At 51.2% G+C, this 12,386-nt stretch carries 11 protein-coding genes; 8 read left to right on the top strand and 3 right to left on the bottom strand.

The features are described 5' to 3' along the window. The first annotated feature begins 297 nt into the window (after nucleotides 1–297). Entirely contained in the window at nucleotides 298–960 is a 663-nt protein-coding gene (locus GS601_RS02825) for a hypothetical protein (protein WP_162421728.1), read from the top strand. Between the two features lie 137 nt (nucleotides 961–1,097). Here the strand turns inward: GS601_RS02825 and GS601_RS02820 are convergent, their stop codons facing one another. Beyond that, a complete protein-coding gene (locus GS601_RS02820) occupies nucleotides 1,098–3,806 on the bottom strand; it encodes a CHAT domain-containing protein (protein ID WP_162421727.1) in 2,709 nt (902 codons plus the stop codon). A gap of 807 nt (nucleotides 3,807–4,613) precedes the next feature. Between GS601_RS02820 and sodB the strand changes: the two genes are divergently transcribed. Beyond that, complete coding sequence (gene sodB / locus GS601_RS02815; protein ID WP_162421726.1) at nucleotides 4,614–5,213, top strand: superoxide dismutase [Fe]; 600 nt, start codon at nucleotides 4,614–4,616, stop codon at nucleotides 5,211–5,213. Between the two features lie 50 nt (nucleotides 5,214–5,263). Here sodB and GS601_RS02810 read toward each other — a convergent pair whose 3' ends face one another. Further along, complete coding sequence (locus tag GS601_RS02810; RefSeq protein WP_162421725.1) at nucleotides 5,264–5,452, bottom strand: hypothetical protein; 189 nt, start codon at nucleotides 5,450–5,452, stop codon at nucleotides 5,264–5,266. A 4-nt stretch (nucleotides 5,453–5,456) separates the two neighbouring features. On the opposite strand from GS601_RS02810, the gene GS601_RS02805 reads away from it, so the two are divergent. From GS601_RS02805 to GS601_RS02780, 6 genes are all read left to right on the top strand, one after another. Beyond that, nucleotides 5,457–5,663, top strand: a complete 207-nt coding sequence (locus tag GS601_RS02805; protein WP_162421724.1) for a hypothetical protein — start codon at nucleotides 5,457–5,459, stop codon at nucleotides 5,661–5,663. Next, nucleotides 5,663–7,903, top strand: a complete 2,241-nt coding sequence (gene ppk1 / locus GS601_RS02800) for a polyphosphate kinase 1 (protein ID WP_162421723.1) — start codon at nucleotides 5,663–5,665, stop codon at nucleotides 7,901–7,903. The genes GS601_RS02805 and ppk1 overlap by 1 nt, the downstream gene beginning before the upstream one ends. A 17-nt stretch (nucleotides 7,904–7,920) precedes the next feature. Further along, nucleotides 7,921–8,076, top strand: a complete 156-nt coding sequence (locus tag GS601_RS02795) for a hypothetical protein (protein ID WP_162421722.1) — start codon at nucleotides 7,921–7,923, stop codon at nucleotides 8,074–8,076. 13 nt (nucleotides 8,077–8,089) lie between these two features. After that, entirely contained in the window at nucleotides 8,090–9,136 is a 1,047-nt protein-coding gene (locus GS601_RS02790) for an aromatic ring-hydroxylating oxygenase subunit alpha (protein WP_162421721.1), read from the top strand. Nucleotides 9,137–9,352: 216 nt separating this feature from the next. Further along, entirely contained in the window at nucleotides 9,353–9,757 is a 405-nt protein-coding gene (locus GS601_RS02785; RefSeq protein WP_162421720.1) for a response regulator, read from the top strand. A gap of 622 nt (nucleotides 9,758–10,379) precedes the next feature. After that, nucleotides 10,380–11,015, top strand: a complete 636-nt coding sequence (locus GS601_RS02780; RefSeq protein ID WP_238392939.1) for a Crp/Fnr family transcriptional regulator — start codon at nucleotides 10,380–10,382, stop codon at nucleotides 11,013–11,015. A gap of 16 nt (nucleotides 11,016–11,031) precedes the next feature. Here the strand turns inward: GS601_RS02780 and GS601_RS02775 are convergent, their stop codons facing one another. After that, nucleotides 11,032–12,342 (bottom strand): glycosyltransferase family 4 protein, encoded by a 1,311-nt coding sequence (locus GS601_RS02775; RefSeq protein WP_162421718.1) that lies wholly within the window; start codon nucleotides 12,340–12,342, stop codon nucleotides 11,032–11,034. Between the last annotated feature and the right edge of the window lie 44 nt (nucleotides 12,343–12,386).

Genomic DNA, 12,386 nt, shown 5'->3' with positions numbered 1-12,386 from the left:
AAGCGGATCGGTTGAGCCGCCTTTATCTTAGCCCTCTCCCGTGGTAGACAAGCGCTAAATTACGCTTCTTCCACTATGGGAAGCAATGACTGGGTTTTGTCGGGTAAATGAGGAGTCGAGTCTATCTTTGGATAGGTTTGCGTTTCAACCGGATTCGGCAAAATTAGCCAAAGGAAGAATTTTTCAGTAGAATTTGACCCATCCCACGCTGCACCATTGAACAATCTTATGGGCAAACGAAACGGTAATCCCTCAAGTTCCGTCTCTAGAGCAACACCTCGCCTATTAAATCAAGCCGTGTCAACGACCCGGTTCCTGTGCCGCCTGCTTCTATACTCGACCCAACGCCATCCCATTTTGTTTTGGACAGGCTCTTGGTTGTTGATGGTGCTGATTTCTTGGACATCGCTTCAGGGCATTGTCCGAATTGATGTTTCGCCTTTAGAAGCCGAACAGCCCCAGTCTGAAGTGGTCGTGCAAGCTCCTGAGCCGCTTCAATACCAAGCTCAAGAGCCTGCTTCATCGTTTGGGCTGTTGGCGGCAGTTGTCGTTTGCTGCGGGGCTACCTCAATGCTGTTGGCGCGTCAATTGCGATCGCGCAAGCCTGTGCCAGAACGTCACGTGATCAAGCGGGCAGCCCCACTTCAGCCTCTAGCTTTGGCTGTTGCAACAGTGCCCTCTCCCAACCAATCCCGTCCTCAAGCTGCTTCGGTGCCAATGCAGGTTACCTCCTCCCACGGGTCTAAAAACCAACGCTCTAAAACGAAGGTGTCTACCCCTTCTAAAAGCAAAGCGAAGCCCAAAGCGGCTGTTTTCGCCAACCGTGCCAAGCTAGCTTCGCCGACTCAGCCTGTCGTAAATCTTGTGACTTATTCCGAAGACTATCCGGTAGAGTGGCACGAGCCGGGACTAGCCGAAATGATGGATATTCGCAAGCGTGGCTCGATGTCGTCGTATTAAAGACTGGTCGATTATCAACGTTGAGTGGAGGGGTGAGAGGGTAGAGGGGTGAGAGGTGAGAGGGGTAGATGGAGATGTTACCCATCCACTCATCCACTCATCGATTCCCAGTCCATCATTTCAGTCTTGACAGACCTCTAGGGTTCCGCCAGTAAAGTTTTCCACTCTGCGATCGCGCTTTCTGTCCATAACCAATTTTGGTTGAGCGCATTTGGCTGAAACTCAGCTGGCGTCTGCCTGAGAATGCGGTTGCGTAACTTCACAGCTTCTCGCTTTAAGCTAGCTCGCTTCTCAGGTGGTTGCTTACTCGCCATTTTTTGGTAGGCGAGGGCAATTCCAGCGTTAGCCGTCATTTGATCTTGCAACGCCGGATTGGCATTGCCCGTGGCGACATTGGCGGGGAGCTTTTGCTGGGCTTCGGCAAGTCTGGCGGCTGTCATCCAAGCATTGCTAGCACTTCTGAGATCCCCTTCGGCATAGTAGGCAAAGCCGAGGGCATTGTAGTAGCGCGGCTCTTTTTTGCCGCCAATGGCGGTTTTCCAATAGCGACGAACGTCTTCGATGCTAAAGGTGCGATCGCTGGTGTTCTGCTGAAGCCATTGCCATGCCAACCGACCGCGCAAAAAGCTGATCGCTGGACTACTAAGTTTGTCATTCGGAACAGCATCAAACGCAGTTTTTGCCTGCACCAGGTTGTTTTGGGCGAGCAACGCTTCGATCGCTTGTTGACCTTTTTGCACATCGCCTTGGATAAAGCTTTGGGTGGCAGTAGCCGTGAGCGCGCCAGTTTCGCTAGCTGGCGGATTGCTTGGGGTGGGTAAGGTAGATGGGTCGGGCAACAGCGTACTGGGCGGAGCGATCAGCGACGATCGCCAGGCAGGGATTCCCCAAACCACTAAAGCAGTGGCGGCAATCGCGCTGCCGATGCCAAAGGCAAGCCACCGAGGGCGGCGGCGAGCCGGATGCTTTAAATCTTTAGCAAACACGCGCGAGTAAGGGGGCGGCGCAGTTTTGACTGCTAACGATGACTCTCTCATCGGTTGAGGCGAGGAAGCTTGAGGCGATCGGTGAGTTAAATCTTCCGATTGCCCTGCACTCATCGCTCCTCCGGTAGAAGTTGCCTGGAAATTGTGAGCAATTCTCAAGCGGCGAAGATGGTGTTCTGCGTCGGTGAGGCTGGGGTCAAGTTGCAGCGCCATCTGATAGGCAATAATCGCTTCTGCCGGGCTATCGTACTCCTCTAAAGCAATGCCCATTTTGCCATAAGCACTTGCCAGCTTGCTGTCTAGCTGCAACGCCTCGCCATAGGCTGCGATCGCACCTGCTACATCACCATTCGCATAGAGCGCTTCGCCCAAGCTGACGAAACCTTGCGCCGTTTGGGGCGGACTGCCAAAATCACCCGATACCGAAGCATTGTAAGGTGCCTCACCCTCAAAAAAGGGATGAACACCCGATGGCTCATTGGTCGGAAAAGCACTGCTCGGCTCGTCTTGCAGTTCTCGGAGGAGGTTGAGGACTTCTGCGCGATCGCGATCGTCCGGGTTATCAAACTCCAGGTCGTTAAACACCTCATCCGGCATCACAAACGGAGTCGCAGTCGAAACGGCTTCAGGCACCGATCGAGGGGTCAGATCCGGCTCTGGAGCACTCGGCGGATCGCTCAGCAGCGGCGGTTGCAGATAGCCATCAAAATCTGGATGCAGGTAAAGAATGGGCAACGACCAATACAACTGATTAGAACCATAGGATGAGAGCAACCCTTGGCGGGCACGGCTCAAGCTCAGATCGATCGGATAGCGCTGCTTGAGATTGCGATAGAACAGACGGCTGAGGGTGAGCGCCACATCATCGGGAATGCGTTCTGCCATTGCCAGCACCGCCGGAACCCCACGCTTCAGCAGTGCTTCGCTGAGGTTGCCTGATTCGGTCGCATTGTTGGGGTCAGCCGTTGCCGTATAAACACCCCGGCAAGAATTGAACACCGCCATGCGGATTCCGTTGTTGACTAGCAAGCCCGCGAGGTCGTCACCACTCAACACTTCGGTCAACCCAGTGCGATCGTTGACCAGATACAGATCGCCGCCCGACATGCCCAAGTTGCTATGTCCGGCATAATGCAAGATGTGAAAACGCCCTTGCTCCAACGCTTGAGTCAGCTTTTCTCGCCCTGGCTGATTGAGAATCGTCAGTTCAATTTCCCCGATCGCACTGCCGTGATCGCGCATCAGTTCTTCTCGCAGATGCGTCGCCTCGCGCTCTAGTTCCAGCACTTCTTGATCGGTCGGTGCTGCCAAAACCATGAGAATCCGCAGGGCTTGACTTTGCTCAATCGCCGGAGAGCGATGGGGGGTAAGCACCGTTGCCATAGGGGCAAAGGCTGCCTGATAGCGCGAGAACACGACATCGGTTCCGGTTGCCAACGGGCGCACGCCTGCATGAAGCACTTCCCACGGCAGGCGCGGTAGGAGGTCACCTTTTAGCCCTAGTCGCAGCCGCAAGCCTTCCCGCCGATTTTGGGCGATGCCTTGCGCGGTCATCCAGCTATCTCGAATCGTGCCCTGAAACAGCGCATTGTAGAGGGTCTGTCCAAATTCAACCAGGTTGGGGGCGAGTATCCCGGCGGCATCTTCGGGAGACTGACCCGTGCGGGGACGAAATAAATCGCCTCTGAGCAACCCTAGCAACGGGTCATGCATCAGCAGGCGCGCTTGCTCTAGCCACTCGCTGACCTGCCATGTGACTAACTCCTCTGCCAAAGGCACGCCCGGAGACACTCCTTCCGTACGGACGAGATACTCAGTTCCTCGAACTGGAGTGACTGATAGAAAAAACTCTTGATCCACGACCACCCTCCAAGACCCTGTTATATGCCAATCGGCTGACTCCCTATCTTCTTATCACCACCTGCGATCGCGCTCCTTCAGGCAATCTCTCAAAGATGCCGCTCTGGTGGCACGCTCCGTGAGACCTTGCCCCCCCCAGATTCGATTGTCGGCTAATTGCCCAAAACTCCTTAAAAATATTCAAATTTCCTTTTAATAAATAATTCATGCCGTAGAACTACGATCAGCGCAATTACGGATAAATCTTCTCGGAGCGATCTTGGCACATACTGAAGTAATGGACGTTCTCTCTGACCAAACGTTATCCCAGGTTAAACAAAACTTATTCCAATCTTCAAGAATGCCCGATTTGGCTCTCCGAAGCACGGTCTAATCTTGAAGAAAAGGGGACTGGCAGAGGCAGGCTGGTTCATCACCCGTTCATACTTAGTGACCTGTCAAATGGTATCTGTCGAAATCGAAATGATGGGTGGATGCGTGGACGGAATGCGATTTGTCCTCCTCAGGAGACGGCGCAGGCTAGCGTTCCCTCATCAAAAATCTCACCCTAGATACATCCACTTTAGCCCCCTAAAAACTATTCTGTGCCTAGAGTGTCTTTCTAACCCAAGACAGGCGCAATGTCTATATTTTTGTAGTTGGAGGATTGCACCGTGCGACCCCTCCTGCTTTTACGATAAGATCTCGCTATTAAGTTATGTTTCTGCCGGTCTTCCCGCAGTACACAACAGACGTTGAACGATAGATTTTGATGGGGCAACTAGATTCGGTTGCCTCTGTTTAAACGCTAACGAGAGGACTGAACACATGGCATTTACACAACCTGCTCTACCGTTTCCGAAAGATGCGCTGGCATCATCGGGCATGAAGGAAGAAACGTTTGAATATCACTACGGCAAACACCATGCGGCGTATGTGGCAAACCTCAACAAAATGGTCGAAGGTACCGAGCTTGAGAACATGCCCCTTGAAGAAGTGATTCACACGTCGTTTGGAGATTCATCTAAAACGGGCATTTTCAACAACGCCGCTCAAGTGTGGAACCACACCTTTTTTTGGAACTGTCTCAGCCCCAAGGGGGGGGGTGCACCAAGCGGTGAGCTTGCAGCCAAGATTGATGCTGCATTTGGGAGCTTTGACAAGTTCAAAGAAGAATTTAGCGCGGCGGCGGCAACTCAGTTTGGGAGCGGTTGGGCGTGGCTGGTAGAGGATAGCGGCACCCTAAAAGTGACCAAAACCCCAAACGCTGAAAATCCTTTGGTTCACGGTCAAAAGCCTTTGCTGACCCTGGATGTCTGGGAACATGCCTATTACCTCGATTTTCAGAACGCTCGCCCTGCGTTCATCAAAAATTTCTTAGATAATTTGGTGAACTGGGACTTTGTAGCTCAGAACTTGGCGTCTTAAGGTTTAGGCACTCGATGTTTTAGCGTCTAGTTCAGAGTGCTGAAGCTTGGTCATTCATGACCATCGGACTGTTTTTGAATAGCCGCGATCGCACCGTTGATCTCGCTTTGGTTTGTTAACCGGCTGAAGTTTGCCCTGCGATCGCGGCTGTTTTGTGCCAACCTGCCCACCAAACTCAACACCATTAACCCAACGTTAACCGAATCACGTAACAATAAAGTTGACTTCCGATTTGCCATCCCCATGAACAGTCATGACCTTGCCCTGTACCTTGAGCAGACAGATAGCACTTCAAAACCTTGGCTTCTTGCCCAACTTCGCTTGCTCAAACTAAACGAACAGCGATCAAGTTTGTCAACTGCCGACTACGAAGCGCGCTTAGCTGACATCCATCAGGACTTAATGAATTTAGGCGAATGGTGGATCGGCATTGAAGACGAGGTGTTCTAATGCGTCGGCGCAAAAAAACTACAGTGGACATTAATCTCAGCGATCCGCAATACTATTTCAACCGAGAACTAAGCTGGCTAGAGTTCAACAATCGCGTTCTCCACGAAGCTTTTGATCCACGCACGCCTTTATTAGAACGGCTGAAATTTTTGGGCATTTTTGGCTCTAACTTAGATGAATATTTTATGGTGCGAGTGGCTGCCCTAAAAGAGCAGGTAGACGCGCAAGTGACCAAGCTAACGCCAGATGGGCGCACTCCGCAAGAGCAGCTTGATCTCATTGGTGAGCGTCTGCATCCCCTCGTTCAAAAACAGCACCATCATTTTGATCAAGCACTCCGCCCTCAGCTAGCTGCCCAAGGCATTTTTCTGCTGAACTACATCGATCTAAGCCAAGAGCAGCGCACATATTTACAGACCTATTTTCATGAGCAGGTTTTTCCGGTGCTCACCCCACTAGCGATCGATCCGAGTCATCCGTTTCCCTATATTTCAAATCTCAGCTTAAATTTAGCCGTCGTCATTAAAGATGGTGTTACAGGCGAAGAGCTATTTGCGCGGGTGAAAGTCCCGAAAATGCTGCCCCGCTTTATTGCGCTGCCGATCGAAACGCAAACCACGCCCACGTCGCTGTCAAAAAGCCGAGCGACGGTTTGGGCTGGTGTCCCAGTTGAGCAAGTGATCGCTCACAATTTAGAGCCACTGTTTCCGGGGATGAATATTCAGGAATATCATCCGTTCCGCATTACTCGCAACGCCGATTTGGAGGTTGAAGAAGATGAAGCCGATGATTTGATGTTAGCGATCGAGCAGGAACTTCGGAAACGGCGCTTTGGGGGATCTGTGGTGCGGATGGAGATCAATTCGTCGATGCCGGCTCCCATCCGCGAGATGCTGATGCGAGAGTTGGGCATCGACCCAACCGATATTTACGACGTTGAAGGCATTTTGTGCTTAAGAGATTTGATGTCGTTTCTTGAGTTGCCCCTACCCGATCTTAAAGATCCACCCTGGACGGCGATTAAGCCTGCGCGGTTGCGGCGCGTCAATGAAATTGACGTTGAGAAAGCCTCATTTGAAAACGACGATAATTTCTTTGGTGCCATTCGCAAACAGGATTTGCTAGTTCATCATCCCTATGATTCGTTTTCACGGAGCGTGCAGCGTTTCATCGAAGAGGCGGCTCACGATCCCAACGTGTTGGCGATTAAGATGACGCTGTACCGCACATCGGGCGATTCTCCTATTGTGCAAGCTCTGATTACGGCGGCTGAAAATGGGAAGCAGGTGGCTGCTTTGGTAGAGCTAAAAGCCCGCTTTGATGAAGAAAACAACATCAACTGGGCAAAAAAACTAGAGAGTGCAGGCGTCCATGTTGTTTATGGATTGGTAGGGCTAAAAACCCACACCAAGCTCACATTGGTGGTGCGGCGAGAAGATGGGCACATCCGGCGCTATGTGCATGTTGGCACGGGCAACTACAATCCCAAAACCGCGAGACTTTATACCGATTTGGGGCTGTTTAGCTGCCGGGAAGACCTAGGGGCAGACACGACCGATTTGTTTAACTTTTTGACCGGGTACTCACGGCAGAAAATCTATCGAAAGCTGCTGGTGGCTCCGGTGAATTTGCGCGATCGCATGCTTGAGTTTATTCAGCGCGAAGTTGAGCATCAGCGAAACGGTCGCCAGGGGCGCATTGTTGCCAAAATGAATGCGCTCGTTGATCCTCAAATTATTGCAGCGCTGTATGAAGCCTCTCAAGCGGGGGTGCAGATTGATTTGATTGTTCGCGGCATTTGCTGCCTGCGTCCGGGGATAAAAGATGTGAGCGAAACAATTCGTGTCGTTAGCATCGTGGGTCGATTTTTAGAACATTCTCGCGTTTTCTATTTTCACAACGATGGGCAGTCGGATGTGTTTATTGGCAGTGCCGACTGGATGCCGCGCAACCTCGATCGCCGGGTCGAAGCGGTGGTGCCCGTGGAAGAGCCAAGTCTTGCCCAAGATTTGCAAGAGATACTGGGCATTTTGCTGGCAGATAATCGCCAAGCGTGGGATCTTCAATCGGATGGGCGCTACATTCAGCGCTGCCCCGAAGCAGACCAACCTGAGCAGAGCGCTCAGAAAATTTTGATGGAAATGGCGCGATCGGCTCCTCACACGCCTAAGAAAACCACTGTCGAACGAGTGCATTTATCCTTAAACTCAGACAAACCGGAGTTAGGTGAACTAAGCTAGAACAGCCTTATGAGCGGATGCTGCTTTCTCTGAGCATTGCTGATGGGCGATCGCAACTTAGCCCGACCCGCAATGAACGTTGCCAGAGGGTTGTCGATAGGTTAGCCAACCAGGTTAGCCGCCTCGCCGCGATCGCACCCCTAGATCCGTGCCATAAAATTATTCCATCATAATATTTATTGTTGCATGGCTGATTCGACTCCTTTTCTCTGGAACATCTGGTACTACGCCCTGCCAGGACATCAACTCAAACCGGGTAAAACAATCGCCAAAGTTTTGCTCAACGAACCGATTGTGTTTGGGCGCACGCTGGCAGGTCAGGTGTTTGCCCTGCGCGACATCTGCCCTCACCGCGCCATCCCCTTAAGCTATGGGCGGTTTGATGGACACGAGGTTGAGTGCGCTTATCATGGCTGGCGCTTTAGTGAAACAGGGCAGTGTACCCAGATTCCAGCCTTGACCGATGATCAGCACCTCAATTTGGATAAGTTTGGTGTTCGGGCTTACCCCGTGCAAGAAGTGCAGGGCAATATCTGGATTTACATGTCTAGCGGAGCGCCAAGTGACACCAACATTACCCTACAAGTTCCTCGCGTTCCGGGGTTTGAGCAAGAGACTTACCGATCGGTTGAAGGGATGAATTTTCCCTGCTTCATCGATCATGCAGTCGTTGGGCTGATGGATCCGGCACATGTGCCTTTTGTGCATCGATCGTGGTGGTGGCGAGCCGATGACAAGTTGGCAGAAGAAGTCAAAACGTTTGATCCGTCGCCTTACGGGTTCACGATGCGGAAGCACCAGTTAGAACGTGAAACCCTTCTCTATCGGCTGTTGGGTCGCAAGCCTGCGGTAGAAATTTCGTTCCAACTGCCCGGAGTTCGGATCGAGCAAGTGACGAGCGATCGCCACACGGTTTGCAACCTTACCACCCTCACACCGTTGACTGAAACATCAACAGAAGTGACAACGCTATTTTATACATCGTTGCCATGGTTCAAACTTCTAGTTCCAATCCTTAGCCCACTTGTGCAACGGTTTCTCGATCAAGATCGCCAGATGGTAATTAAGCAGCAAGATGGTTTGAAATATAACCCCAGTCTGATGCTGATCAAAGATGCCGATACGCAAGCGCGATGGTATTACCAACTCAAATCTGAGTTTGCCCGGTCGGTGGAACAAGGTCGTTCGTTTGAAAATCCGGTGCGAGAGCAGGTCTTACGGTGGCGTAGTTAACCCCTTTAAAGTGCCGAGTTTCTGACTATCCCCTGGTTTAGACGATCGACCTGAATACTGAAACCGATGGGCAACCCCGCGATCGCGTTGCTCGGATCTAGTATGTCCGGCAGCGTACAGACAGCCTCAGTCCTTTACTTTAGCCTAGAGAGTAGAAGATTGCTGGAAAACCGAACAAGATGCTTTGGCAACTTGTGGTGCAAGATTGGGGGATAGATGGAGCAATTGATCTTAGAAGGGTTAAAGCTTTTAGTTGTAGATGACGATCGCGACTCTAGAGAACTGCTCTTGGTGGCTTTAGAAGGAGATGGAGCCGAAGTCATAATCGTGGATAACGTTCGTGATGCGATCGCTTCGTTACAACAACGAACCCCTGATGTCTTGATCAGCGATATTAGAATGCCTGACCAGTCGGGCTACCACCTGATCACCCAAGTTCAAGCCCTAGAAGCCGAACTAGGAGTAGTGATTCCTGCGATCGCGGTCACTGCATTTGCCCGCCCAGAAGATCACGCCGCCTGTTTAGCAGCAGGGTTTTGTCGGCATCTTGCTAAGCCTGTCGATCTCAACGAACTTGCCATTGCGATCGCTCAAGTCGCTCAACGTTTTTCTCAGCCTTAGTCCCTCTTCTCTAAGTTGCGTCAGCCATAAAACAGTACCGCCTTCTACTAGATTGTCAACGTTAAGTCGATAGGTGCATGAGTGGAGGGTGCATGAGTGGAGGGGTAGATGAGTGCAAGAGTCGATGGGCTGGATTACTGAGCGACCCCTCCACCCATCGACTCTCTAACCCATCCACTCCTTGTCCCTCATTTCAACGTTGACAGACTACTACCTCCTTTGTTATATACCTTGTCCCTTCAGGGATGTTATTAATTCTGTCCATTGAGATAGAGAATTACTGATCTCTAGTGCGCTATATTACTGGCAACGCCTCCTTTACTGTACGTTTTCTTAACCTAGCGACTCCTTTTGGATCGTAACTGTGAGCAACTGCACTTCCGATCGCAGGCGTTTCACAAAAGGGTTTAGGGCAGATTACTTGCTAAAACTGTAGGAGTTTGCTTTAGAGCGACTGATCCTCCTTTGAACTTTGTCCTGCGCTTGGAGTTTCACTCACACGATAGATGGTTGTCTCGTACACCTTTGACGTTGAAAGTGGCTCCCGATCGCTATGTCCAATCTACCTTTGACTTCCAATAAGCTCCTGAGTACTCTTTCTTCTAGTGACTATGAACGTTTATTGCCACACTTAGAAACTACTGATTTGCCGTTGGGTCAAACCTTATATGAGCCTAATCAACCGCTCAATTACGCCTATTTTCCGCTAAATGCCGTCATTTCCCTAGTTAACATTCTTGAAGGGGGGCAGATGGTGGACGCCACAATGATTGGCAATGAAGGCATGGTTGGCGTGCCGCTGGTGCTAGGAACAATGCAAATTCCGATGTCTGCTGTGACTCAGATCGCAGGGCAAGCTTTACGGATTGAGGCAAGTATTTTTAGATCTACACTTCAGGGTAATGGTGCGTTGTACTCACTGATGCTGCGCTATGTCCAGGTTTTAATGGGTCAGATTGCCCAAAATTTAGCCTGCATTCGGCTGCACAGTGCTCAGGAACGATGTTGCTATCTTTTAGCAATGATGCAAGATCGGGTTGGCTCCCCAGAGCTAATCATCACTCAGGAAGCGCTTTCGCGGGTGGTGGGTGTGCGCCGGGCGGGGGTAAATGAGATTGTGAATACGTTGGGGCGTGCTGGGTTGATTGGGCATCAGCGCGGCAAAATTACGATTCTCGATCGCGCGGGGTTGGAGGCGGCTGGCTGCCAGTGCTACCGAACGCTACGGGCGGAATATGGCAGGTTGAGTCGCCCCTAACGATCGTTGCCCCTTATTAAACTCGCGGAGTTGCGCCCGATATGAAATATCCAGCTTGGGCATAAGCGATCGCTAGTTCAGCCCCGATGCGATCGCACCCATAGGTATCTATGGCGGTTTGGCGAGCGTGGCATCCTAGCTGTTGTCGTCGATTGGGGTCGTCAATCAACCCAATCAAGGCTTGGGCAAGGGCAATTGGGTCGCCTGGGGAAACCCCGATCGCGTCGTGGTTGTGAGTAAATAGCTCTGCGGCTCCACCTGCTTGGGCTACGATCACGGGTTTACCACATGCCATTGCTTCGATGATGACCAGACCAAACGGTTCGGGCTGCGTGCTCGCATGAACAACAATGTCCAGGTTGTGGTAAACCGATGCAATGTCGGTCTGAAACTTGAGAAATTCTACAACCGATTCAAGCTGCAACTCGCAGACTTTTGCCTGCAATTCTGCAAGCGAGAACTGAGATCCTGGGGTCTTATAAATTGGTGAACCAATGATGTAGTAGCGGACAGCGCGATCGCTAGATTGCTGTTTAATGTGGGCAGCCGCCTCTAAAAAAATGTCCTGTCCTTTCCAGCGAGCAAACGTCGCAACTAGACCAATTCGCACAACGTTAGAGTCGGTTGCCGGAGATGGCGCAAATTTCTGAAGGTCGATCGCATTATATATGACGCTGATTGGCAGGGGATGAAGTACGTGGTTTGCCTCTGCCGCAACAGATTTGGAAATTGCGATCGCGCCCGTTGCTGATCGTTTTGCCCATCGCATTGCTGTTGCCACCACCGGACGAGAACCATAAAAATCATGGATATGCCACAGAATCGGTGCATCTATGTGCCCCAAGAGTGCCAAGATCAAATGAGTTTTAATGCTGTTGGAGTGGATCAAAGCTGGCTGCATCGATTTGATGATCTGCCGGACTTGAGTGAGATAGCGCAGCAGGGCTGGGAGAGCCTGCCCAGCATGGATGATGAACCCCAACTTGGCAGCGAGCGTTTGGAGAAACTTGGCACCAGTTGTCCCTTTCGGTTTTAGCCTGCTGTCTCCCAAGCGGCTAACCGACTCTGGAAGCGGCAGACAGAGCACCTCAACGCCAAGGTGCTGAGCCGCATCAATCAGATGCCCTTCTGTGCCTACAATCAGCACTAACTTAAGGGTTGGATTGGTACGTTTCAACGTCTCCAACATTGTTAACAAAACTCGTTCTGCACCCCCGATCGCACCAACTGCATTGAAGAACAATAACGGCTGTTGCGTTTGTTCTTGAACCGTGTTTAAATCCTGAACCGCGTTCAAATCCTGAATTGTGTTCAAATTAGGCAACATTGCTCTAGTAGATTGTCAACGTTGAGTGGATGAGTGGAGGGGTG

Origin of the sequence: Myxacorys almedinensis A (genome assembly GCF_010091945.1) — a bacterium.
Classification (GTDB): Bacteria; Cyanobacteriota; Cyanobacteriia; order Leptolyngbyales; family Leptolyngbyaceae; genus Myxacorys; species Myxacorys almedinensis.
Note: the sequence above shows the minus strand (reverse complement) of the source record. Positions and strands in the feature narration are given on the sequence as shown.

Coding starts and splice junctions, on each gene's coding strand:
- GS601_RS02785 (WP_162421720.1), top strand. CDS start 9,353: ATGGAGCAATTGATCTTAGAAGGGTTAAAGCTTTTAGTTGTAGATGAC.
- GS601_RS02795 (WP_162421722.1), top strand. CDS start 7,921: ATGCTGCTTTCTCTGAGCATTGCTGATGGGCGATCGCAACTTAGCCCG.
- GS601_RS02810 (WP_162421725.1), bottom strand. CDS start 5,452: ATGGCAAATCGGAAGTCAACTTTATTGTTACGTGATTCGGTTAACGTT.
- sodB (WP_162421726.1), top strand. CDS start 4,614: ATGGCATTTACACAACCTGCTCTACCGTTTCCGAAAGATGCGCTGGCA.
- ppk1 (WP_162421723.1), top strand. CDS start 5,663: ATGCGTCGGCGCAAAAAAACTACAGTGGACATTAATCTCAGCGATCCG.
- GS601_RS02775 (WP_162421718.1), bottom strand. CDS start 12,342: ATGTTGCCTAATTTGAACACAATTCAGGATTTGAACGCGGTTCAGGAT.
- GS601_RS02790 (WP_162421721.1), top strand. CDS start 8,090: ATGGCTGATTCGACTCCTTTTCTCTGGAACATCTGGTACTACGCCCTG.
- GS601_RS02805 (WP_162421724.1), top strand. CDS start 5,457: ATGAACAGTCATGACCTTGCCCTGTACCTTGAGCAGACAGATAGCACT.